Genomic DNA, 23,483 nt, shown 5'->3' on the forward strand with positions numbered 1-23,483 from the left:
TTCAACGAAGAAGAGTTTGTTGATGAAGCGTTACGCTTGTTAGCGCTATAAACGCCGCAAGATAAGTATTGAATACAGGAATAGCGGGGAGTTGGATTTGTAAAAAAGCGCCCGAAGGCGCTATTGAGTGTATTGCAGGAAGAAAACTTTACAGTAAAGCTGCTAGGTTGACGTCGAACCTTAGGCCTAGAACAATAGCATCATCAAGTGCCATTACTCTGTCGCGCTCTGCGAATTGGTCGGGATTGATGATGTAGTGAACGTTTGGTTGAATTCTTACGTGGTCGTTGAGTTGATAGCCATAACTCAGTTCTAACATGGTTTGGCTACTTGCTGGAGTACCAACCCCGCCGTTTACGGCTCTTAATATACGCTGATCCTCTAGCGCTTCATCACTGTATTGCTGACGGGTAAACACGAAGCCCAGAGTATCGTCAGGACGTGACGCCATGGTACCTCTTAGTACAAAGCCTGCTTTGACATAATAGTCTTCAATCAATTCGCCAGATGTACCGGTTAGCACGGCGCCGAAAAGCGTTAACCCTTCTTTCGTGAGTGGGTTAGGGCGAGTAACAGTTTGTTCAAATCGAGCAAATATACCCGAGCGACCGTTTCTAACAGCGTAATCATTACCTGTTTGCGCCGCATAGTTGCCTTCATCATCAAAGACAGGATCGGTGTAGTCTGCGCCATCATACCAACCGCCAATTTCATATCTTCTTGGTAGTTCGTCATTATCCCAAGTAGTTTGATACCCTAGAGTGAACGGAACAACAACGCCAGTAGCTTCATTAGTCGCCCAATCGAAGCCGTGATCGCCTAAGTCCTGATGACTGGTATTATCTTCGTACACGCCGGTATGAAGGTATGTTTTTGGTGAAAGCCAGTATTTAGCATGGCCACCCCAACTCGAAACCGGCCACCAAGTAAAATTACTGGTTCTAAATACAAAAGTTGGGTTCCCACAGGCAGCATTGGTTTGAAAGTACTGGCAAAGTTCAGAGCCTAAAAAGCTGATATTCGCTACAGTACGGCCACCTTCTAGTTCTAAATCGCCATCTAGAAATGTGGAAGAAATCGTAAACCGTGCAAGACGGGTATTTTGACCGCCAAAGATCTCTTGTACAGATGTGCTGTTTCCGATGTAGTGCTCGGCTAAGTTTTTACCGTGTCGATTTGTCATGGCAATATGAATTTTAGTGTCATCCCAACCTGCTAACGTATTTAAGTCGAGTTCTCCACCTACAAAAAGCTGACCAGCATAGGCACTACCTCTGCGCTCACCACCGTTAATGTTGGTTGCTGACTCGCCTGTGTAACTTGCTTGAAAGTCAAACGCTTCTTGAAACTTACTTTGTGATGCTGACGCGGTGGCAGCAAAAAGAACGGTAGCAGCGAGTATTGTGGTGTATGACCCTCTCTTATATCTAGAAAGGCGACGTGTAGCTATAGTTGTTTTCATCGTTATTCTCTCAATTAAAAATGTTTATCAGCCGTAGCTTGTTACGAGCGTGTGACTGATGGCATCTACACATTCTTTGCTAACTCTTTGTTGACGTTAGATAAATCGGACGTGATTGACGTTACACCGCGTTAACATATATTTCTTTTGAACGAAATTTAACTAACTTACTCAATTAAATCAACCATGTTTATTTATAGGTTTTTCAAAATTTGTGTGTTTTTTGTAAATGAGGGGGGAGGGAAATTGCAGTATTTTATAGCGTGCAGAAATATTTCTTTATGGCATTTCTATATTATTAAAATTCTGATTTTTAAATGTTTTTTATCTTTTGTTTGATCGGTTTAAAAAAAGTCTTGCAGTGGTTGTTAATGATCTTCTACATATAAAGTCTAATTTTTGACGAAATTTGATATAAATAAATTAAATTGATTTATTGACAGGGGTAAAGGGTGATGCTTAAATTGATTAACTAATTTTTTACAAGCGAAAGGCCGTTATTATGAAGAACAACGCCCCTTTGGTTTCCAAAGACACATTGATTCCCTTTGTATTGTTAACGATTTGCTTTGCTGCATGGGGTGTGGCTGCGAACATGACAGACCCTTTGGTAAAGGTATTTAGTAAAATATTTACCATGTCGTCTTTGCAATCGGCATTGGTTCAATTTGCCTATTATGGCGCGTATTTTTGTTTAGCCATTCCTGCTGCTTTTATCAACAAGCGCTTTTCTTATAAAACAGGTGTATTGACCGGGCTGGGCTGCGCGGCCGCGGGGGCATTTCTGTTCTATCCAGCCAGTCAAACTATGACTTACGGCTTTTTCCTTGCTGCGCTTTTTGTATTGGCTGGTGGCTTATCTATTCTTGAAACGTCAGCCAACCCTTACGTTATGGCGATGGGAAATCAAAAAAGCGCGACACGCCGTTTAAATTTAGCTCAAGCGTTTAATCCCGTTGGCACTAATTTAGGTGTGTTTTTGGCTGCAACGCTTATATTGCCAAACCTGAATCAGGCATCTGCACAAGAGCGTGCCGCCATGTCGGCAAGCGAGCTTAAAAACGTGATAGGGGCGGAGCTTGATGCAGTAATGCTTCCATACGTAGGTATGGCATGTGTGCTAGTTTTAGTTTGGGTTGCTATCTTCCTAATAAAAGCGCCAATTCAGGAATCGGTTGAGTCAAGTGTGGAAGACGTTAAGTTGGGCGCATCGCTTAAGCGCTTAGTTGCTAACAGGCATTACCGTTTTGGTGTATTGGCTCAGTTTTTCAATGTCGGAGCGCAAACTTGCGTGTGGACCTTCACTATCCAGTATGCAATGAAAGCGACGGGTGGCAACGAAGTGAGTGGTGGCGAAATCTTACAATACAGCATGATTGTATTTCTAATTTCTCGCTTTGTGATGACGTGGGTAATGCAATACCTCTACCCAGCTAGACTATTAATGATCATGTCACTGGTTGCCATGGCGCTATGTATCTTCATGACACAGTCTCCCAATTTAGCAGGCGTAATCGCATTGGTATCTATCTCTGCTTGTTTGTCACTAATGTTTCCAACGATTTACGGCATTGCACTTGAAGGTCTTGGTGAAGACACCAAACTAGGCGCAGCTGGCCTTGTAATGGCGATTCTCGGCGGCGCTATCATGCCGCTCTTCCAAGCCGCCATTATTGATAGCGCGGGTGTTGTTGTGTCATATATTGTTCCAGCTATATGCTTTTTGCTTGTAGGTGGCTATGGCTACTTCGATATGCGCGCTAAAAAGAGCTGCGCTAAGCCTCAGTCCGATATAGACGCAGATGCCCTTAAAAAGATGCAAATGGGAATAGCTAAATAGTATTTTTGAAGTAACGTATTCGGGGCTAGTGATTTTATCGTTGGCCCATTTTTACGCTTTTTTATACAAGGCTCCAAGTACCGTGGCTTTAGAAGCCCCCGTAACTGCAGGTACGTTTCCTAGAATATCATTCATATATGCATATGCAAACCAGGCAAAAGCCGCACCTTCAACGTGCTGTGGATGAATGCCCAGAGCATGGCTGTCTGTTACTACATAATCGCATAACGCATCGCTTAGATAGTCCATGAGCGTCTTATTAAATGCGCCACCGCCGCATACTACAACTTCGCTTTTTGCACCTTCATGATTGGTTTTAGGTAAATGCTTTACAATTTCCTGAGCGATAGTAGTACCTGTTAGCGAAAGTAGGGTTGCTTGCACGTCTTTAGGGGCTAAATTATTGTTCTTTTCTTCGCTTTGTAGCTCTGCACTAGAAGGGAAGTAATCGGCAAGCGCATTGCTTAACCAATTAATATTGAAATACTCTCTGCCAGTACTTTTAGGCGCAGGCAAAGCGAAGTAATCATCCAATAAGAGCCTGTTTAACAGGCCTGAGTGACAATGCCCTGACGCAGCCCATGCTCCGTCTTCATCAAAGCTTTTATTTAAATGAAGGCTTATCCACTGATCCATCAAGGTGTTACCGGGTCCGGTATCAAACCCTTTAGGTGGCGAAGCATCTTGTTTTGGCGCAAGCAGTGAAACGTTAGCTATGCCGCCAATGTTAACGAGTGCTCGGTGTTTATCATCACTGGCAAATACTGCATTGTGAAAAGCGGGCACTAAGGGAGCACCCTGACCACCAAGGGCTATATCTTTGCGCCTAAAGTCGGCAATAACATCAATGCCGGTAAGAACAGCGATGGTATTAGGATCGCCTATCTGACAGGTGAAGCCGCGTATGGATGATTCTGCAAAGTGTGCTGACAATACATCGGAATTCGGGTGGTGACGTATGGTTTGGCCGTGGGAGCCAATAGCTGTAATATCCGAAGGATGTAGGTTGTTTTTCTCAAGCAGCGCTAAGGTGACCTTTGCAAAGGTTTCAGCAACCAGTCTATCAGCGATGGCCAAACTATTAAGTTCATCAGGACCTTCACTACAAAGTGCATTGAGTGCAGTAAGTAGTTCGGCAGAATAAGGAATTGAATGGGCGGCGAGGGTGGTGCAAGACGTTTGCGAGATGTCGCACAGGACGGCGTCCACGCCGTCCATGCTAGTACCTGACATCAGGCCAATATATTTTGCCATTTAGTCGTCGCTATTTCATTGCAAGCATAATGCGCTTGTTATTATCTAGCTGCTCTTGGCGTATTGCGGCAATTTCCATAAACCTTTCTTTCTCTTCCTTAGCAATAGGAAGCGCCTTCGGTAGCTCAACCGTACGAGGATTTCGGTGAACACCATCTACTAAGAACTCATAGTGAAGATGGGCGCCAGTAACCATTCCTGAACTACCTAAATAGCCCACGGTTTGGCCTTGCTTAACCGTATCTCCTACCTTCACTGCACGCTTTTTAAAGTGAAGATATTTGGTTGTGTATTTCTCGCCATGCTGAATGAATACATGGTGACCGTTATATTTATCGTATCCGGCTTTAATTACCTTACCGTCACCCGCAGCCATAATTGGCGTACCAATCGCAGCAACATAATCTGTACCTCGGTGCGCTTTCCAGCGTTTTTGTACTGGGTGGAAACGTGCCTTCGTGAAGTTAGAGCTGACATATCTGAAATTAACCGGCGCACGTAAAAAGCTTTTACGCATGCTACGCCCTTCCGGGGTGTAGTAAGTACCGTCCTCGTGAAGGATCGCACTAAACTGTTCGCCTTGGTTAGTAAACTCCGCTGCTACTATATCGCCGTAGCCCACGAACTCTCCATCAATGTATTGCTCTTCAAAAACAACGTTGAACGTATCGCCAGAGCGTATTTCCATTGCGAAATCTATGTCCCAGCCGAAAATACCTGCCAAATTCATAATTTGGTTGCTGGTAAGCCCAGCATCTCTCGCGGCATTCCAAAAGCTTGAGTGAATTTCACCTTGCGCAAAGTTATAGCGAATATCTACATCGCGTTTTTCTAATTCAGCGACAAGACTGCTGTTCTCGTCAGTCGAATCCGGACGAACGAAAAGAGTTTCCGTTGAAGATAGCTTGTACTTTAACTCGCCAAAGCTACCGTCTTTGTTCGCTTTAAACGATAATTCGTCACCAGGCAATAAAGTAACAAGTGTTTTTGTTAGTTCACCAGCCTGAGTCACATTGTAAACATCGCGGGATGTGAACCCTGCACGCTTAAACAGCTTTGCTAGGGTATCGCCACTTCGCACTTTATACGTTTGCCAAGTAGACTCTTCTTCATTCGAAAAAACGTCGGTTGACGGTGTAATGTTAAGATCTACAGGGTAGCGGACACCTGCGTCTAAAATATGTGCCTCTTGATGACGGCTAGCCTCTACAGACTCCGACGGCAAAAGGATAAGCCCGCCAAGAAATAAGCTTGCGATAGCAATGCCGGTTCTATGTTGCTTAGGTAAATTTTTATATAAATGTAGCGCTTTAGAAGCGTCTAATTTCTTTCTCATACTACAGCCCACCTGAGAAATGTTATGTGCACAACACTATTTCACATACGTTGCTTAAAAATGCAACTTTTCTCATTTTTTTGTTAGCGCAAATTGTTACACCCAATAGCTCTTAAACTCGCAATTACATAATGCGCTATCTAAATATCTCTGAATGCGAGGTGGAGGGCTGGAGCAAACCCTCCACCGCAAGGAAGCGGTGGCGGAGCGCCCATGGATGGGTTTACCGCGTGTTTGCGAAAGCCCTCTCCCCTCACATTCAGTTCAGCTTTATTCAATACACTAATTTCGCGTTCAAAGCTGTTGGGTTTAACAACATGACTGTTTGTAATCCGTTTTTTGACGCGCAAAGCTTTTAATGGTTCCGTTGTACGCGTAAAATGCCCGCCAATATTGAATGTACAGTTATGTAGAGTGTGATTAACAAATGAAAGATTGGCAAACAGCGCTAGCTGAGATTAAACGGGGCGTCGATGAAATACTCCCCGAAGAGGATTTAATTGAAAAACTAAAATCCGGCAAAACCCTAACCATTAAAGCGGGTTTTGATCCAACTGCGCCTGATCTACATCTTGGTCATACTGTGTTGATCAACAAGTTGCGTACATTCCAGCAACTAGGCCATAAAGTTGTTTTTCTTATTGGTGATTTTACTGGCCTAATTGGCGATCCTACAGGTAAAAATGTCACACGCAAGCCTTTAAGTAAAGAACAGGTATTAGAAAACGCTAAAACGTATCAAGAACAAGTGTTCAAGATCCTAGATGAAGATAAAACAGAAATTCGTTTTAACTCAGAATGGATGGACGGTCTTGGTGCGGCAGGTATGATCAAACTTGCGGCAAGCCAAACCGTGGCGCGTATGCTAGAGCGCGATGATTTTAAGAAGCGCTACAACAACGGCCAGCCTATTGCTATCCACGAATTCTTATACCCATTGGTGCAAGGTTGGGACTCGGTAGCCCTTGAATCAGACGTTGAATTGGGCGGTACTGACCAGCGTTTCAACTTGCTGATGGGTCGTGAGCTTCAAAAAGAGCAAGGCCAAAAGCAGCAGTCAATTGTGATGGTTCCGCTACTTGAAGGCCTAGACGGTGTTCAAAAGATGTCGAAGTCATTGAACAACTACATTGGTATCACAGACGCGCCAAACGACATGTTTGGTAAAGTGATGTCTATTTCTGACGATTTGATGTGGCGTTACTATGATCTTATCAGCTTCCGTCCGTTAGAAGAGATAGCCGAGCTTAAATCTCGTGTTGCTAACGGCGAAAACCCACGTGATATCAAAATCATGCTAGCGAAAGAAATTATTGCACGCTTCCATGACGACGCAGCGGCAGAAGGCGCGCATCAAGACTTTATTCAACGCTTTCAGAAAAATGCTATTCCTGATGACATGCCAGAGCTTGAAGTAGCGCTAGGTGAAGAAGGCATCGCTATCGGCAATTTATTAAAAGAAGCGAAACTTGTTGGTTCAACGTCAGATGCCATGCGCATGATCAAACAGGGCGCAGTTAAAATAAACGGCGACAAAGTAGAAGACACCCGTTTAGTGCTCACTGAAAAAGGTGAAAACGTTTATCAGGTAGGTAAGCGCAAGTTTGCGCGCATTACATTAGCCTAATGTTTTTTTGAAATGTTTTGAAAGCCCGCTTAGTTAAGCGGGCTTTTTTTTGCTTGAAATATAAGTACTAGAGGAAAGTAGAGCGGTTATTTTTTTAGAAGGCCCCAATTACTCATACAAAGTTAAACTGCAAGCCAAATTTAAAAGTGGGGATATTGGCTTTAACGTTTATAAGTCATTGTCGCTTTGAGTTTTTTTATTTTTCTTACTTTTTTTTGAAAAAGTTTGTCAGGTTTTTGCAATCGCTATCGTCTATAGGGGAAAAATCAATCAATGAACCCAACTTTACGATAAGCAGTTAACGCGTAGCAGGCTGGGATGAAACAACAGTGAAACTAAATACTAACGCTTACGCAATGCAAAGGACAAAAACATGACAACGGTAACTTCGACTCGTGCAACATACCACCAAGCTAACAAGAGTCTTCCTGCGAAGGAAGCGTTCACATGGCTGAAAGAGGGGTGGCAGCTTTTTGTAAAAGCGCCTTTTAAATTATTGGGGCTTTCTTTTGTTACCTTATTTGCCGCGGGGCTCATTCAAGCGCTAGCAGGGCCAATTGGCTTAGGTATATCTAAATGGGTAGGTCCGCTTCTGGCTACCGTAATGTGGCTGGCCATTGCCAACTTAGCAGAAAATAACAAGCTGAGATTGTCGGGAGGTACCCTGCGTTCATGGACAAATGTCGCTTTGTGGAGTTTGACTGGGCCAGTGATCGCGTGGATCCAATTTCAAATTGGCGCTATGTTAATGGGCGCAGATTCCGTGGAGGCGTTAGCAAATGGTGTGGTAGTAGATGTACCCGCTTGGAAAGTTGGGCTAATGATGGGTTCGGCAACTCCAATAAATGTATTGCTTTTATTTGTACCTATGTTGCTTATTTTAAAACATCGCTCAATCCCAGCATCTTTTACAAATAGTATTGTTGCAGTAGTTGGCGCTTATAAGCCGATGTTGATAATAGGTGTCATGATTTTCTTAACAGTAGCACTTGCGCCCTATACTTTCGCATTGTCGGGATTAGTGTTTGGCCCTATTGTTTCATGTATGTGCTTTGTTGCTTACCAGCGCTTATTTCGCTAATCAGCTACGAAGAGTAATTCAACTGCTCACTTAAAGCGCGGAATTAAAAATAATAAAAATGGAAATGCAGTGAAAGAAACCATTCAAATAGAAAAACTGCTTAGTGAATATGCGCCGCTCATGGCGCGTATTGCAGCAACGTTTGAAGCCAATAAATCCCTTCAAGACGAACTGATACAAGAAATGTCACTGGCGGTTTGGCGTGCTTTTGAAGGAACTTCAAAAGAGGAGGCTAGTGGCTTTCGTGGAGAGGCAAGTGTGAAAACGTTTGTGGCCAAAGTAGCGCATAACAAGGCAGTTGACCACGTGATTAAAGAGCAGCGGCGTCAAGAATTCACTCACGAGGGAGAATTTGATTCTTCTTACACAACCAGCGCTATTTCATCTCGTGATGCGACGTTACAAGAGAATGCGATGGACCTCATGACAAGCTTACGTCAGCTAGAAATTAAATACAGACAGGTATTGGCTTTGCTTTTAGAAGGTTTCAGTCAGCTGGAAATAGCCAATATGTTAGGTATTAAAGAGAGTGCCGTCGCTAAACGTGTCAGTCGCGCCCGTCAACAGTTAACACAGATTATGGGACAACAGCCATGAGCGAGGATAAAAAGCCATGAGCGAGGATAAATAAGCCATGAGCGATCATGCAAAAGCTATGAGTGAAGAAGGATCAAATGTGAGTATTAACCGTTCGAGCATGAGTGAATTAGATAAGCAGCTCGCACAGTGGCAAAGTGCGTATAAAGAGGCAACGCCATCAGTGGATACAAATGCACTGATAAAAGAAACCAAGAAGGCTAGGTTTAAACTTAAAGCCAAAGGGATTCTCGACCTAGTTCTCGGACTAGCGGTGTCAGTGTGGTGCTTAACATTAGTGCTGTTTGAGCCATTGACTACCTATCAATTTGTACTTTTTTCAGTACTTACTCCTATTCCTGCTGCTTTTGGAATATGGGGATATTGGGTAAGACAAAAGCAGTGGAAAACCGAAACATTAGATGTGCAGTCGATGCTGTCTTTTAAACAAACTCAATTGAAACAGCAATTACACTATTGGAAAGTCAGTTTGTATGGATGCACGATACTCTGGTGTGGATTGCTGGCACTCGCCGTCTTTAATGTACTGATGTTTAATGCCTTCACGCTGTGGGGAACACAGCTTTTGATAAACAGCGTGGTCGTTTTTATCGTATACCGCAGGTACAAAAAGTTAAACGCCGATTTGCCGTCGGCGTTGGCGAAAATAGACGATATGAAATAGCTAAGAGCTGTACCTTTATAATTCAAGAATAGGAGCGAAGCCCCCATAAATAAGGCGTTTACCGTCAAAAGGCATGGGGTTTTCGGTTTCCTGCATTCTGGGATCTTCCATCACTTTTTGCCATGCGGTGTCACGCACTTCTTTTGATGGCCAAAACGCAATGGAAAACACCACAGTTTCATTTTCTTTGGCTTTTACCGCTAAAGGAAAAGACGTTATTTCACCATCGGGTACATCGTCACCCCAAGCTTCAAGAATTTTAATGGCACCATACTCTTTAAAAATATCACCAGCGAGTTTGGCGTGTTCAATGTATAACGCTCTATTTTCAGTGGGAACGGCTACAGCAAAGGCATCGATGTATGACATGAGGTGGCTCCGTCAGTGATTAGAATACTAACATAGCCTAAATAATAAACAGTGTGCAATGGTCAAAACGGCAGACTTCCGCAAAACTCTCTAAGACTAACGCTCTGCAATTTTAGCCCACTGATATAAACCGTGCAGCGCTAGTCTTCTTGCCTTGGGAAACGGGTATGTTTTAAGCGGCGATTGATAAATAGGAAGAGATAAATCGACGTCGCTTGTGCCCATCATTCGTTGAGCGAGGCGCTGTCCGGCAAAAGCGGCAAAGGAAACCCCTGAACCACAATATCCCATAGCATAACCGATAGAATAAGCAGAACGGTTTGCGTTATTACTGCTCGCTTCACTGTCTACGAAAATACGTGGCATGCTATCTATTGACACGCTCACCCAACCACTCCAAAAATAGTCCATGGCGATACCTTTAAGTGCTGGAAAGCTTTTTACCATGGCGTTATAGAGTCGCTGCTTCTCTCTAGCGTTATTCGCATCTTTACCTTTTACGGCACCACGACCGCCAAATAACAATCGACCATCTGGTAATACGCGATAGTAGTATTTCATCATCCGCGTATCCATAAAACTCATGGGGGTGGTCAACCCTGTCGAAGCACGTTGCTCATTGCTCAAAGGAGCGGTAACAAAGATACTCGACTGTACGGGGAATTGCTTATTGTCTACGCTCTCGTGAAAGCGTTTTGGAGTATAGGCGTTAGTAGCAATGAGTATATGCTTAGCTGATACTGAGCCGCTTGGCGTGGTGGCAAGGAACCCTGTTTTTTGCTTTTCAATACGAATGGCAGGTGAGTCGTAGAAAAGCGTGGCACCAAGTTCTTTAGCGACTCTTGCATATTCACTTGCTAGTTTTAAAGGGTGTAAACACGCGCCTTCAAGTTCGACGCCACTGTAAGCCCCTTCTATACCAAAACGGGCTGTTAGGTCTTTTGAAGAGAGGGTAGTGCTTGGTACATTGAAGTTAGATGCAAGATGATTAGCACTGGCGCATAGTTGCTCTGCTTGCTTAACGTTATGGGCCAATTTTAAATAAGGCCCTTCTACTAAATCGACCTGCATATCAAAGTCTGCAATACGCTTTTTAAGCAAATCTACGGCACCGTTAAACTCGTCCTTCATGCCCATGGCGACTGTATGACCCCATTTATCTTCTATAGCGCTTAATGACAGTCTACCGCTTCCAGAAAGGATAAAACCGCCATTGCGGCCTGCACAGCCAAATCCAAGTGAGTTTGCATCAAGTAGCGTAACGTCCTGCTTAGCTTGAGCAAGCGTAATTGCAGCAGACAAGCCGGTATAGCCACCTCCAATAACAAGGTATTCTGTATTTACCTTCTTGTTTAAAGGCGGCAGTGCTGACACCTTATGCGTGGCATGCCAGTAGCTTTTGGGCGCGGGAAGCATTGATGAAACGCCGCGGGAAATAAGAGGGTCGTAGGTCATAAAATAAGATGGCTGTGAGCGTTTACGTCATGTTGGGCATTAGAATTGTAGTAGCATTTCCGCACCTTCACATTCACAGTAGCCCTCACAGACTGGGCAATCATAGCCCTCGTGAATAGATGCGTAGCGCCATTTGTTGGCGTGTTTTTTTATCAATTGGCCGCCATTTTTGGTGAAGTATTTAAATGCACTATTGCCCGGGCTTGCCAACCAAATATGCGCTAAACCCGCTTCTGCACCTTGCGCTTTCGCACATTCTATAGACTTGCTTAATAGCATACTGCCAATTCCACAGCCCTGCATAGCGGGGTCTACAGTATTGCATTTGAAATAGCACACCGTATTTGAATCTACCGGCCAAAGGGAAGAGCTGCACCATTCATCTATTTTCCATTGAGTATGTGCGAAGGTCAGTCTGAAACCCACTACCTTATTTTTGTATAGCGCTACCCAACTAGCATTAATGTCGCCAACAAAGCTTTTAGCATAGTAGTCAGCTAGTAACTCGCTAGTGAGGTAGTTGTCACCATGTACGTAATTACCAAGAGAAATCACGCCTGCAAAAAACTCAGGCGCTAACTGCTCGTAAGTTATATTGCTTTGAACTAAATGATCCGTTTGAGTGGCTGGCGTCATGTTTTTTCTTTATAAGGGGCGTTTTTCATCCCATCAAGGTGAACATCTAACGCTTCTACAGAAATCAAAATTTCTCTTACCGACATCCACAATGAATATAGTAGTGACACTAAACTTGCCGCGAAAACCCAGTTTCCCACTTGTTGATAGGTGAGATAAATGGCCAACATTGAGACCACACAAAGAAAAAAGCTGCCCACCCCCGCTATTTGCATACGCTTAATAAGTTGAATGCGCAACCGAAGGTTTTTTATTTGCGCTTGAGTGTTGTCATCTTTCTCTTCTTTTGAAAAGTTTCGGATGATGGTCGCGAGGGTTAAAAAGCGATTGGTATAGGCTAGAAGCAATAAAGAAATCGCCGGAAATAACATAGCCGGAGTAGCAATATCTATTTTCATAGGTGTTTCATGCAATCGTCGAATAAAACGAGTGTATCACAGGGGATGCGTTACACACAGTCATCAGCTAAGAGCTTGGTTTATAGAGCATTGCGTGGTTTTCAGGGAAAAGCAACTAGACTACATCCTGTCCACTGTCATGCCTGCCGCGCTCCAGCCTAACATGTCGCCTTCTAAATGCATAACTTCAGAAAAATCGAGTTCTTCCAGCACTTTCATGGCGAGTTTAGCTCTTCTGCCAGAACGGCAATAGATAATGATAGGTTTGTTTTTGTGGTCTTCCAACTCACTAAGATATTCATTGATATTCTCGTGGGGCATATTTACCGCGCCAGGAATGTGACCATCGGCAAACTCTTTAGGTGAGCGAACATCAATAAGCAGCCAGTCGTTGTTAGCGACCCGTTCAATAAGATAAGGAGAAGCGGCAACAGAAGCTTGTGCCGTCGCTTTCGCGGTGCACTGAAGCGACACAAATAATGAAACGCAAACAACAACTAGAAAACCCGCAACGACAATCCGCATGAAATGATGCTCTTACCTTCTTACTGATATTTTAGACTTAAGTATAACGCTTATGCGTTTTATTTAATACCTTCGCATAATGATTTTAGTTCACTTATTAATCGTAGTGAAAAGCGGCTAGTGACATCCGGGTCGACCACAATAAGCGGTGCATCAAGGAACCGGCGATGAGCGCGCCAAAATACTTCTAGGTCTTTGTGTGAACTCTTTGAGGCGGCAATGAGTGCATGGGGTTGGCGAACTAGCACGTCTTTAACCGCTACTTGAGGGTAATCTATCGGGCTATCGTGAAATAGCGTTTGCGCCCCACAAACATTTAATAGTTTATTTCCCCATGCATTGGGGCCAATAGTCATAAGTGGCGCTGTCCACGAATAGTAAAACACCGGTGTACGTGGCTCGATATCGTATTTTTGTCGTAGGTTTTTTAACTCGCTGAGAAAGTCATTGGTGAGCTGGGTGGCTTTTTTTTGCGTGTTAGTAAGTGCGCCAAGCCTTTTTATTTCACCAGCAATATCTGTGATTTTTCCAACCTTGCTGGTAAATACATCAAGCCCCATTGAAGAGAGTTTATGGATATCTTGAGGCTTGTTTCCTCCATCCCAAGCCAGTATTAAATCCGGTTCTAATGCCACTATGGCGGCAATATCAGCGCCTTGAAAATCGGCTACCCGTTGAATTTTTTTTGCTGCTTCTGGATAGTCACTGTAGTCGCTTACACCTACAAGGTTTGAACCTAAACCTAAACTAAATACCCATTCTGTAAGATGTGGTGCTAGGCTAATTATTTTTAAGTCGGAAGGTTCCGCATCCAATTGTTTAGTCAAACCGCCGAAAGGAAGCTGCTCTTCGTTGGTAATTTTTCTTGTCCCAACGGTAGGCTCTGTTGCTTTGTTAGCATGCGCGCAAATAGGCATTGAGCACAGCAGAAAAAAAGAAAAAGCACCTAGTGCACGCAACATTTTCATAGCGCAACGGTCATGGCGAACAGGGTTAAAGAAGCAAATGCACTAATTACTATCATTGCCAAAGTAACCATGTTTTTAGCTTTTAACATGTGAGAATACTTAACGTCATTTGTGCCTCCTACGCGGGCATATCGGATTTTCTTATTGGCATAAAATGCTGGGCCACCCAATTTTACATCTAACACACCACCTATAAGCGCCAAAAGTAGAGACGTTTTATCTTTTTCAGGTGAACGTTTCATTGCACGAAGCGCTTTTATAGGATGGCTAATTAGCAAAGTTATGAGGCCGCCAACAGCAGCGGGTGGAAGGGTAAGTAAATAAACCAGTTTGCGCACTGGTTTGGCAAAGAGTTCCATACCAGGCGTGCGGTAGTGCCATTGCCACGACGTAAGCAGAAGTAATCTATAGATCAATGCGCCTATTGGCCCTGCAACCACAAAGTAAAAAATAACGCCGCAATACAGGTAAAGAAATTTAAGCCAAAGCGACTCAATCGCTGCTTTAGCAATACCGATATCTGTTAAAGAGTTACATTGTCGTGCGGTAATGGTTTGGACCATTTCTCGGGCAAGCGATTTTTTGTTTCTACCTACACTTGCCAGTACTTTTTTATACTGCTGGCGCTGGTAGCCAAAATCGAGCAGTGCGACAAGAACAATTGCTTCAAAGAAAACGGGGTATTGCGCCATATAAACGAAGATAGCGACACAAATTACCAAAGGCGCAAGTAGGACCAACGCAGCTAACGAACCCGAAATGTAGTGCTGTGATGGACCGAAATCGCGAGATGGCACTACTTTACGCCCCATTTGCAAAACAAGGTAGCGCATAAGTGTTAGGGGGTGAGTACTTTGGGGCCAGCACCACAAGGCATCTACGGCAATAGCCAGCCAAAGTACTAATAGCGACTGATATTGCGGGTCGCTAATTACCTCTAACATCTTATTTTGCGAGGGCCTGGATCATTGCCATAACGAGCTGTGCAGAATGCTTAGCAGCAGTATCTAAATATTCTTTAAAGCTCACTGATGATGTTTTACCAGCTATATCTGATAATGAGCGAATCACAAGAAACGGTGTGTCGAGCATATGGCAGGTTTGACCAATAGCCGCACCTTCCATTTCTACTGCCTTCATATCAGGGAAGTTTTCACGCAACTCTGCTACCGCTTCATCGCTACCGATAAATGCGTCACCGGTGCAAATCAAGCCTGTCGTCGATTGCAATGAGGTAATCTCTGCAGCTGCGCTACGTGCTGTTTCCATCAATGCGGTATCACAGCGAAAATCTTCAGGCATCCCCGCACATTGGCCAAGCTTGTAACCAAAATGAGTTAAATCGGCGTCGTGGTGAATAACGTGACTTGCTATCACTAAATCACCAATATTCAGGTCTTTATCGAAACCACCGGCAGAACCTGTATTAACCACTGCATCAGGAGCGTACTGCTCAATCAATACAGTGGTAGCGATAGCCGCTGCTACTTTACCAATGCCGCATTTAACCAACACCACTTCAATGTCGTTGAGTGTGCCTTCATAGAATGTAAGGTGTTTCCACTGTGTTTCTTTTACGTTCCAAAGCGATGCTTTAAGTAGCGCAACTTCTTCATCCATTGCACCTAAAATACCAATTTTTTTCATAACATTACCGAGGGTGTTAAGAGAGTTAAAAGCGTGAACACGCTATTGAATGCACTAATTGTATAAGGAAAATAGAGAAACTGACAGAAAAATGCCTTTGTTACCGCTATTTGAGAGTAAGAAAACAGGAAAGTAACAAAGGCTAGGGGAAGTTCGAATTAATCGTATTAGGCAGCCGCTGGTCTGCTTGAGCGAACCGGGCGAGTAGGACGCTTAGGTGGCTCCGGGTTATGCGTTGGCAATTGAGCCATCTTGTTCTGTAAGCGGCGATACGGAATAAGTTTGTTTTCCAAACATTCCCTAATGTCATCGACGGTGTAGCCAGATTTTACTTTAATTCGCGCGTGAGGAACGCCGGCTGCATCTAATGCACCGGTTACAAACCAATCCTTTTGCGCTTTGTAACCTTCTTTCCCTTGGCTATGAACCAAATCGATAGCCATTACAGGGCTCATATCTTGTTTGTCGACCAGTACAAAGTCGAGTTGTCTGCTGGATGCTCTGCTAAGCGCTTGGCTTGCTGTCTTCTTGTTGGCTGTTTGACGTACTGAAACCAGATCATTAAGACGTACGCGGCACACTATCCTAAACTCTCGACCCATGGCCTGTTCAATAAGGTTTAAAAAAGTATGCTCTACCGGAGTGAATAATTGTGCTTTCCGCCTAAATGGAAAAGCGACTCCACCGTCTGACAACTTTATGGCACCTAGTGCAACGACAATAAGTAACATCATTAAAATAATTGCCAATTCCATCGTAACCCTCACAAATATCAATAGAAAAAGTCATAACAGAAGTAGCCCAAAGCCAGCTGCGTCTAATAAATATGACTTAGCAGCGTGACCTTTGTTTACGGCATAGGCGTCATAAAAATGACGCTTATTGCTGTCATGAAGTAGTTATTGATGAAATTGCAAAGCGGGTGCCAACAATGGATATTGCTGGCAAATTTTTACGAAGTATTTATTGGTTTTTTGAGGTGACCAGAATATCAACCTGAGAGCCAGAATTATCAGGACTTATAACAACCCTAACTGCCTTATCTTCAGAAGAGAGAAGTGTGCGACCTTTGATAGGAGAATGAGTCTTTAACGATGGGTGTGCAGTTTGATATACGGTAAGCATTTCACTGGGGGCACTTGGAGAGTGATAGACCATTACCGATGTAACATTTTTCTCAAACGCTTGGCATTGCCTTGCATCATCGGAAATTTTTACCTGTTGAAACTCTGCAGGGCAAGACACAATACGCTGTTTGCTCGAAGTATCTACTGCAATGGTGTCGGCAAAGCAAGTATTGCTTGCCGCCGAGGCTAACGCTAAACAAAATACAAGTTTTTTGGTGTTTAATTGCTTCATAGGTAGATCCTTTATCCGATGTGCGATCTTATTTTAAATTATTTTGATAATCATATAGGCGTAATCTTTTAGCTTCAACTAAACCTTGGGGTATTAGCGGTGTCTTCGCTAATTTCTTGGCGTTAACAATCAAAAAAAGCTCGATAGCAGTACCATCGAGCTTTTCTTAAAAGGACAACAGGCCTTAGTTAGCTAAGGTTAAACGCCAATATAATCCATGATACCTTCGGCGGCTTTGCGGCCTTCGTCGATAGCAGTAACTACCAAGTCACTACCACGTACCATATCACCACCGGCAAATACTTGCGGGTGAGAGGTCTGGAAAGCAAACTTACCTGCAGAAGGTGCGCGTACGCGACCTTTTTCATCAAGCATAATGCCGAAGTCAGCGAACCATGGCGCAGGGCTTGGCTGGAAGCCGAAAGCGATAATTACCGCGTCAGCTTCTAGTACGTGCTCTGAACCCTCTACTTCAACAGGGCGGCGGCGACCATTTACATCTGGCGGCCCCATTTCAGTTTTCACGAACTTAACGCCACAGGCTTTTCCGTTTTCATCAACGGCTATATCAAGAGGCTGTAGGTTGAATTTAAACTCAACGCCTTCTTCTTTCGCATTAACAACTTCGCGGCGTGAACCAGGCATACTTTCTTCGTCACGACGATATGCACAGGTTACTTGCGCAGCGTCTTGACGAATTGAGGTGCGTACACAGTCCATGGTGGTATCACCACCACCTAGCACAACCACACGCTTGCCTTTCATATCAACAAAATCAGCAGGATCTTTTTCAAGGCCCATTACGCGGTTGGTGTTGGCTATAAGGAAAGGAAGTGCATCATATACGCCTTCAACGTGTTCGTTATCGAAACCACCTTGCATCGACTTGTACGTACCCATGCCCAGAAATACTGCATCGTATTTATCAAGCAAATCCTGGAACTGGATGTCTTTACCAATTTCAGTGTTAAGTACGAACTCAACACCCATCTCGGTAAAGATTTGGCGGCGTAGCTTGATTACATCTTTCTCTAATTTAAAAGACGGAATACCGAATGTAAGTAGGCCACCAATTTCTTCGTATTTGTCGTAAACAACAGGTTTGACGCCGTTACGAACCAGAATATCAGCACATGCAAGACCAGCAGGGCCTGCACCTACGATTGCCACTTTCTTGTCGGTCCATACCACGTCAGACATATCTGGGCGCCAGCCCATTTTGAATGCGGTATCTGTAATGTATTTTTCAATACTACCAATAGTAACAGCGCCAAAATCGTCATTCAGTGTACACGCACCTTCACACAGTCTGTCCTGTGGACATACGCGACCACATACCTCCGGCAAGCTGTTGGTTTTATGAGAAAGTTCCGCTGCTTCTAGAATACGGCCCTCATTTGCCAAGCTTAACCACTGAGGAATGTAGTTGTGCACGGGGCACTTCCATTCACAATACGGGTTACCGCAGTCCAAGCAGCGATCTGCTTGGCCTTCGGTTTGAGATTGGCTTAGCGGCTGATAAATTTCCGCAAACTCTTGTTTACGTACCATGATCGGCTTTTTAGGCGGATCGATACGTTCAACATCGACAAATTGATATACGTTCTTTGCCATAAACTAAATCCTCCTACTGAGCCTGAATGCGTAATTCAGCACTTGAACGACTGATGTGACCAAGCAAGTTTTTCACATCACTGGTTTTTGGCTTAATAAGCTTAAAGCGTTTCAGCGTTGCGGCGAAATCAGTAAGCAGCGACAACGAGTGCTCACTTCCTGTTTCTTCGTAATGCTGATTGATTAAGCCACGTAAGTGCTCAGCAAGAATCGCTTTGTCTTCAATAGGCATAACATCAACAAGCTCGGCATTAACACGGTTATCAAGGTCGTCGCCATCATCCATAAGATAAGCGAAACCACCTGTCATACCGGCACCGAAATTCACACCTACCGGACCAAGAACTGCCACGATACCGCCTGTCATATATTCACAGCCGTTATCGCCAATACCTTCCACTACTGCAATAGCACCTGAATTACGTACGCCAAAGCGCTCACCAGCACGACCAGCTGCAAACAGCTTACCGCCTGTCGCACCGTAAAGGCAGGTGTTGCCCATAATGGCGCTGTCGTGGGCGTCATACGAAATATCACGCGGCGGGTGAATAACAAGCTTACCGCCAGTCATACCTTTACCCACGTAATCGTTTGCATCGCCTTCAAGGTGCATATGCAGACCGCCAGCGTTCCACACGCCGAAGCTCTGACCTGCAGTACCGGTAAGCTCTACTTTAATTGGTGTATCTTCAAAGTCGTGATTACCGTGATGCTTGGCAATTTCACCTGATAGCAATGCACCGACAGAACGGTCCGTATTGCGAATAGGGTACTTAAGGGTAATAGATTTACCTTCAACAACCGCTTGCTGGCCGTCTTTAAGCATCTGCGCGTTCAACTCGCCTTTATCGATAGGCGCGTTGGTCGTTTGTGAGCAGAATAAGCGCGTATGGTCGCCAGCTTTAGGCTGTGCTAGTAACGGAGACAAATCTAAGCGGTTTTGCTTAGCGGTAATGCCATCTAACACTTTTAGTAGCTCTGTGCGACCAACAAGGTCGTCGAACTTAGCAATACCCATAGATGCCATGATTTCACGCACTTCTTGGGCAATAAACTTAAAGTAGTTCATTACCATATCAGGTAAGCCAATGAAGTGGTCGTCACGCAGTTTTTGATCCTGCGTAGCAACGCCGGTTGCACAGTTGTTCAAGTGGCAAATACGCAGGTATTTACAACCAAGCGCTACCATCGGGCCTGTACCGAAACCAAAGCTCTCAGCACCTAAAATACCTGCCTTAACTACGTCAAGACCGGTCTTCAAACCACCGTCGGTTTGAACCCGTACTTTATGACGCAAGCCGTTTTCAATTAGGGCTTGTTGCGTTTCAGATAAGCCTAGTTCGAACGGACTACCGGCGTACTTAACAGACGTTAATGGGCTTGCCCCTGTGCCACCGTCGTAACCTGAAACAGTGATAAGGTCGGCATAGGCTTTCGCCACACCCGTTGCAATGGTGCCAACACCCGGCTCAGATACTAGCTTAACCGAGATAAGCGCCGTTGGATTAACCTGTTTCAAATCGAAAATTAGCTGAGCCAAATCTTCAATTGAGTAAATATCGTGGTGCGGAGGTGGTGAAATAAGGGTTACACCCGGCACAGAGAAACGTAGCTGTGCGATGTATTTATTTACTTTATCACCAGGAAGCTGACCACCTTCACCCGGTTTAGCACCTTGCGCCACTTTAATTTGGATAACATTAGCGTTAACCAAATAGTGAGGTGTTACACCGAAGCGACCTGACGCTACCTGCTTAATTTTTGAATTCTTTTCAGTACCAAAACGAGAAGGGTGTTCGCCGCCTTCACCCGAGTTAGACTGACCGCCCAAGCGGTTCATGGCAATCGCTAGCGCTTCGTGCGCTTCAGGGCTTAGTGCACCGATTGACATAGCTGCAGTATCGAAGCGTGGGAATAAATTCTCAGGCCCTTCAACATCGTCAATATCAATAGGATCGCAATCTGGGTTAAGCGCCAGTAAATCTCGAATGTGTGCAGGCGCACGCTCGTTAACAAGCTTGGCATACTGCTGATAGTCATCGTAGTTACCTGACACCACAGCCTTTTGAAGTGTGCTTACTACGTCTGGGTTATAGGCGTGATATTCGCCACCGTGAACGTATTTAAGCAAGCCGCCATGGTCTACAGATTTGCGTTTAAGCCATGCAATTCGGTTAAGGTTCACAAGGTCTTGATGGAAATCATCAAAGCCCGCACCCTGAATGCGTGAAGTTACACCTTTAAAGCAAAGGTTCATTACTTCGTTGTTTACGCCCACGGCTTCAAACAGCTTAGAGCTACGGTAGCTAGCAACGGTGCTAATACCCATCTTAGACATAATCTTATACAAGCCTTTGTTGATACCCTTACGGTAGTTCAACGTGGCCTGCATAGGAGAAATATCCAGCTCACCTTTTTCACAAAGCTGTTCGATAGTTTCGTAGGCAAGGAATGGGTAAACCGCAGTGGCACCTAAGCCGATAAGGACCGCAAAGTGATGCGGGTCGCGGGCACTAGCTGTTTCAACAACAACGTTCGCGTCACAGCGCAATGACTTTTCAACAAGACGGCGCTGTACCGCACCCACTGCCATTGCTGCTGGGATAACCAAACGGTTTTGTTTGATGTTTCTGTCAGACAGAATAACAAACGCAGCACGTTTATTCTTAACTAGCATTTCCACTTCGTTGCACACGCGTTCAATGGCTTTCTTCAAGCCTTCTTGCGGTGCGTATTGAAGCTCTACAACCTCTGAATAATAGTTGTCAGGGTTAAATTCACGTAGCTGCTTAAGATCGGTATACATTAATATAGGCGAGTCGAACAACACGCGGTCAGCGTAACCTGAAGTTTCGCTAAAGACGTTCTGCTCGCGGCCAATACAGGTTGCTAACGACATAACGTGGTTTTCACGTAGCGGGTCGATAGGCGGGTTAGTAACCTGCGCAAACTGCTGACGGAAGTAATCGTAAACGGTACGCTGGCGCGAAGACATAACCGCCATTGGCGTGTCGTCACCCATTGAGCCAACGGCTTCTTGACCGTCTTTTGCAAGCACTTTAACCACTTGCTGAATTTCTTCGTAGCTGTAGGCGTGTAGCTTGTGATATACCGCCATGGCATCATCGTCAAACACGCGTTTGCCAATTAGCGAGGCATCAAGCTGCTCGATAGGGGTCAAACGACGAATGTGTTTTTCTAGCCACTCTTTATATGGATGACGCGCTTTCAAGTCGTCATCAATTTCCGTAGAACGCCAGATTTTGCCCGTGTAAGTATCTACAGCAAGCATTTCACCTGGACCTACACGGCCTTTTTCAATAACGTCAGCTTGCTCGTAATCCCAAATACCCACTTCTGAGGCAAGAGTTATAAACCCATTTTTGGTGATAACGTAACGTGCGGGACGTAGGCCATTTCTATCTAGGTTACAGGCAACATGACGGCCATTCGTTAATACGATGCCGGCAGGGCCATCCCATGGTTCCATGTGCATCGAGTTAAACTCGTAGAATGCACGAAGGTCATCATCCATGGTTTTGTTATTTTGATATGCAGGTGGAACAAGCAAGCGCATGGCGCGGAATAAATCCATACCACCGGCGAGGAATAGCTCCAGCATGTTATCCAGTGACGATGAGTCTGAGCCTTCAGTATTTACAAAAGGTGCAGCATCTTTAAGGTCGGGGATAAGCGGCGTTGAAAACTTAGCGGCACGTGCCATTGCCCAGTCGCGGTTACCTTTAATAGTGTTAATTTCACCATTATGCGCAAGGAAACGGAAAGGTTGGGCTAGCGGCCAGCGTGGTAGTGTATTCGTTGAAAAGCGTTGGTGGAAAACGCAGATTGCGCTTTGCATACGCTCATCGGCAAGATCGTGATAAAAGGCAGGTAAATCTTTAGGCATTACCAAGCCTTTATAGATAGTTACTAAGCCTGACAAGCATGCTACGTAAAAATCTGGATCTGCTTCTAGTCGCTTTTCAGCGCGGCGTCGGATCATATACAAACGACGCTCTAGGTCGCGTTTTCTCCAGCCTGCTGGAGCGTTAACAAAAACCTGCTCGATTTGTGGAACGCCTGTAAGCGCTAATTCACCCAGTACTGAGCGGTCGACAGGCACTTCGCGCCAACCCACTACTGAAAGTGTTTCTTTTTCTAGTTCTTCATTAAGTACTTCACGCGCAGTTTGCGCAAGTACCGGGTCCTGACTTAAGAAAATCATGCCCACGCCGTATTTTTTGCTGAGTTTCCAGCCATTTTCTTCGGCGATTGCATGGAAGAACGCATCCGGTTTCTGTAGTAATAAACCACATCCGTCACCGGTTTTCCCGTCGGCGGCGATACCGCCACGATGCTGCATACGGTCAAGACCGTGTATAGCAGTAGTTACCAATTCGTGACTGGCTTCCCCATGAGTGTGAGCAATTAAGCCAAACCCACAGTTGTCCCGGGAATCATTGGGATTATATAAACTCATCTCTTAACTCCTTCAACCTTTTGACTGGGCAAGGTATGCGTTGCGTGTAGATGCGCCTAGGTTTGCGTATCACAACATTATTAGACGTCTTTTGAACCTGCGAGCGGTATTGCTCGCGGCATGCGCCTTTCTTGTCGTTATTTATTATTAGAGGATTCCAGTCGTTTCCGC

General features: G+C 44.7%; 20 protein-coding genes. 5 read left to right on the plus strand and 15 right to left on the minus strand.

Annotation, left to right across the window (positions count from 1 at the left end; all coding sequences use genetic code 11):
- Positions 1–148: 148 nt before the first annotated feature.
- On the minus strand, positions 149–1,462 hold the full coding sequence (locus ACXAER_RS14455) for a carbohydrate porin (protein ID WP_474830307.1): 1,314 nt from the start codon (positions 1,460–1,462) through the stop codon (positions 149–151).
- Positions 1,463–1,964: 502 nt separating this feature from the next.
- Here ACXAER_RS14455 and fucP point away from each other — a divergent pair.
- Entirely contained in the window at positions 1,965–3,302 is a 1,338-nt protein-coding gene (gene fucP, locus ACXAER_RS14460; protein WP_474830308.1) for an L-fucose:H+ symporter permease, read from the plus strand.
- 51 nt (positions 3,303–3,353) lie between these two features.
- On the opposite strand, the gene ACXAER_RS14465 is transcribed toward fucP, so the two are convergent.
- Both ACXAER_RS14465 and ACXAER_RS14470 read right to left on the minus strand, forming a co-directional pair.
- Complete coding sequence (locus ACXAER_RS14465) at positions 3,354–4,556, minus strand: anhydro-N-acetylmuramic acid kinase (RefSeq protein WP_474830310.1); 1,203 nt, start codon at positions 4,554–4,556, stop codon at positions 3,354–3,356.
- Between the two features lie 10 nt (positions 4,557–4,566).
- Complete coding sequence (locus tag ACXAER_RS14470; RefSeq protein WP_474830312.1) at positions 4,567–5,892, minus strand: OapA family protein; 1,326 nt, start codon at positions 5,890–5,892, stop codon at positions 4,567–4,569.
- A gap of 427 nt (positions 5,893–6,319) precedes the next feature.
- On the opposite strand from ACXAER_RS14470, the gene tyrS reads away from it, so the two are divergent.
- The 4 genes from tyrS to ACXAER_RS14490 all read left to right on the plus strand — a co-directional run bounded on the left by tyrS (position 6,320) and on the right by ACXAER_RS14490 (position 9,861).
- Positions 6,320–7,519, plus strand: coding sequence for a tyrosine--tRNA ligase (gene tyrS / locus ACXAER_RS14475; RefSeq protein ID WP_474830314.1), 1,200 nt, complete (start codon positions 6,320–6,322; stop codon positions 7,517–7,519).
- Positions 7,520–7,892: 373 nt separating this feature from the next.
- The gene (locus tag ACXAER_RS14480; RefSeq protein ID WP_474830316.1) at positions 7,893–8,600 is read left to right on the plus strand and encodes a hypothetical protein; all 708 of its coding nucleotides are present in this window, start codon (positions 7,893–7,895) and stop codon (positions 8,598–8,600) included.
- A 69-nt stretch (positions 8,601–8,669) separates the two neighbouring features.
- Positions 8,670–9,197, plus strand: coding sequence for an RNA polymerase sigma factor (locus tag ACXAER_RS14485; RefSeq protein WP_474830318.1), 528 nt, complete (start codon positions 8,670–8,672; stop codon positions 9,195–9,197).
- 37 nt (positions 9,198–9,234) lie between these two features.
- Complete coding sequence (locus tag ACXAER_RS14490; RefSeq protein ID WP_474830320.1) at positions 9,235–9,861, plus strand: hypothetical protein; 627 nt, start codon at positions 9,235–9,237, stop codon at positions 9,859–9,861.
- A 15-nt stretch (positions 9,862–9,876) separates the two neighbouring features.
- Here the strand turns inward: ACXAER_RS14490 and ACXAER_RS14495 are convergent, their stop codons facing one another.
- The 12 genes from ACXAER_RS14495 to gltB all read right to left on the minus strand — a co-directional run bounded on the left by ACXAER_RS14495 (position 9,877) and on the right by gltB (position 23,312).
- A complete protein-coding gene (locus tag ACXAER_RS14495; RefSeq protein ID WP_474830322.1) occupies positions 9,877–10,230 on the minus strand; it encodes a DUF1428 domain-containing protein in 354 nt (117 codons plus the stop codon).
- Between the two features lie 96 nt (positions 10,231–10,326).
- The gene (locus ACXAER_RS14500; protein ID WP_474830324.1) at positions 10,327–11,685 is read right to left on the minus strand and encodes an NAD(P)/FAD-dependent oxidoreductase; all 1,359 of its coding nucleotides are present in this window, start codon (positions 11,683–11,685) and stop codon (positions 10,327–10,329) included.
- 39 nt (positions 11,686–11,724) lie between these two features.
- Positions 11,725–12,321: a GNAT family N-acetyltransferase gene (locus ACXAER_RS14505; RefSeq protein WP_474830326.1), complete on the minus strand. Its 597-nt coding sequence runs from the start codon at positions 12,319–12,321 to the stop codon at positions 11,725–11,727.
- Positions 12,318–12,719, minus strand: coding sequence for a DUF2721 domain-containing protein (locus tag ACXAER_RS14510; protein ID WP_474830328.1), 402 nt, complete (start codon positions 12,717–12,719; stop codon positions 12,318–12,320). Before ACXAER_RS14510 ends, ACXAER_RS14505 begins: the two co-directional genes overlap by 4 nt.
- A gap of 120 nt (positions 12,720–12,839) precedes the next feature.
- On the minus strand, positions 12,840–13,244 hold the full coding sequence (locus ACXAER_RS14515) for a rhodanese-like domain-containing protein (protein WP_474830330.1): 405 nt from the start codon (positions 13,242–13,244) through the stop codon (positions 12,840–12,842).
- A 59-nt stretch (positions 13,245–13,303) separates the two neighbouring features.
- Positions 13,304–14,161, minus strand: a complete 858-nt coding sequence (locus ACXAER_RS14520) for a cobalamin-binding protein (RefSeq protein WP_474830332.1) — start codon at positions 14,159–14,161, stop codon at positions 13,304–13,306.
- Between the two features lie 47 nt (positions 14,162–14,208).
- Positions 14,209–15,156: a cobalamin biosynthesis protein CobD/CbiB gene (locus ACXAER_RS14525; protein WP_474830334.1), complete on the minus strand. Its 948-nt coding sequence runs from the start codon at positions 15,154–15,156 to the stop codon at positions 14,209–14,211.
- Position 15,157: 1 nt separating this feature from the next.
- Positions 15,158–15,859, minus strand: a complete 702-nt coding sequence (locus ACXAER_RS14530; protein WP_474830336.1) for a 5'-methylthioadenosine/adenosylhomocysteine nucleosidase — start codon at positions 15,857–15,859, stop codon at positions 15,158–15,160.
- A gap of 167 nt (positions 15,860–16,026) precedes the next feature.
- Positions 16,027–16,614, minus strand: a complete 588-nt coding sequence (locus ACXAER_RS14535; protein ID WP_474830338.1) for a DUF2726 domain-containing protein — start codon at positions 16,612–16,614, stop codon at positions 16,027–16,029.
- 208 nt (positions 16,615–16,822) lie between these two features.
- The gene (locus ACXAER_RS14540; RefSeq protein ID WP_474830340.1) at positions 16,823–17,218 is read right to left on the minus strand and encodes a hypothetical protein; all 396 of its coding nucleotides are present in this window, start codon (positions 17,216–17,218) and stop codon (positions 16,823–16,825) included.
- Between the two features lie 198 nt (positions 17,219–17,416).
- Positions 17,417–18,832: an FAD-dependent oxidoreductase gene (locus ACXAER_RS14545; RefSeq protein WP_474805255.1), complete on the minus strand. Its 1,416-nt coding sequence runs from the start codon at positions 18,830–18,832 to the stop codon at positions 17,417–17,419.
- Positions 18,833–18,845: 13 nt separating this feature from the next.
- Positions 18,846–23,312 (minus strand): glutamate synthase large subunit, encoded by a 4,467-nt coding sequence (gene gltB / locus ACXAER_RS14550; protein ID WP_474830342.1) that lies wholly within the window; start codon positions 23,310–23,312, stop codon positions 18,846–18,848.
- Between the last annotated feature and the right edge of the window lie 171 nt (positions 23,313–23,483).

The sequence above is a fragment of the Alteromonas sp. AWJ4_199 genome, from assembly GCF_056159165.1.

Coding starts and splice junctions, on each gene's coding strand:
- ACXAER_RS14455 (WP_474830307.1), bottom strand. CDS start 1,462: ATGAAAACAACTATAGCTACACGTCGCCTTTCTAGATATAAGAGAGGG.
- fucP (WP_474830308.1), top strand. CDS start 1,965: ATGAAGAACAACGCCCCTTTGGTTTCCAAAGACACATTGATTCCCTTT.
- ACXAER_RS14465 (WP_474830310.1), bottom strand. CDS start 4,556: ATGGCAAAATATATTGGCCTGATGTCAGGTACTAGCATGGACGGCGTG.
- ACXAER_RS14470 (WP_474830312.1), bottom strand. CDS start 5,892: ATGAGAAAGAAATTAGACGCTTCTAAAGCGCTACATTTATATAAAAAT.
- tyrS (WP_474830314.1), top strand. CDS start 6,320: ATGAAAGATTGGCAAACAGCGCTAGCTGAGATTAAACGGGGCGTCGAT.
- ACXAER_RS14480 (WP_474830316.1), top strand. CDS start 7,893: ATGACAACGGTAACTTCGACTCGTGCAACATACCACCAAGCTAACAAG.
- ACXAER_RS14490 (WP_474830320.1), top strand. CDS start 9,235: ATGAGCGATCATGCAAAAGCTATGAGTGAAGAAGGATCAAATGTGAGT.
- ACXAER_RS14495 (WP_474830322.1), bottom strand. CDS start 10,230: ATGTCATACATCGATGCCTTTGCTGTAGCCGTTCCCACTGAAAATAGA.
- ACXAER_RS14500 (WP_474830324.1), bottom strand. CDS start 11,685: ATGACCTACGACCCTCTTATTTCCCGCGGCGTTTCATCAATGCTTCCC.
- ACXAER_RS14505 (WP_474830326.1), bottom strand. CDS start 12,321: ATGACGCCAGCCACTCAAACGGATCATTTAGTTCAAAGCAATATAACT.
- ACXAER_RS14510 (WP_474830328.1), bottom strand. CDS start 12,719: ATGAAAATAGATATTGCTACTCCGGCTATGTTATTTCCGGCGATTTCT.
- ACXAER_RS14515 (WP_474830330.1), bottom strand. CDS start 13,244: ATGCGGATTGTCGTTGCGGGTTTTCTAGTTGTTGTTTGCGTTTCATTA.
- ACXAER_RS14520 (WP_474830332.1), bottom strand. CDS start 14,161: ATGCCTATTTGCGCGCATGCTAACAAAGCAACAGAGCCTACCGTTGGG.
- ACXAER_RS14525 (WP_474830334.1), bottom strand. CDS start 15,156: ATGTTAGAGGTAATTAGCGACCCGCAATATCAGTCGCTATTAGTACTT.
- ACXAER_RS14530 (WP_474830336.1), bottom strand. CDS start 15,859: ATGAAAAAAATTGGTATTTTAGGTGCAATGGATGAAGAAGTTGCGCTA.
- ACXAER_RS14535 (WP_474830338.1), bottom strand. CDS start 16,614: ATGGAATTGGCAATTATTTTAATGATGTTACTTATTGTCGTTGCACTA.
- ACXAER_RS14540 (WP_474830340.1), bottom strand. CDS start 17,218: ATGAAGCAATTAAACACCAAAAAACTTGTATTTTGTTTAGCGTTAGCC.
- ACXAER_RS14545 (WP_474805255.1), bottom strand. CDS start 18,832: ATGGCAAAGAACGTATATCAATTTGTCGATGTTGAACGTATCGATCCG.
- gltB (WP_474830342.1), bottom strand. CDS start 23,312: ATGAGTTTATATAATCCCAATGATTCCCGGGACAACTGTGGGTTTGGC.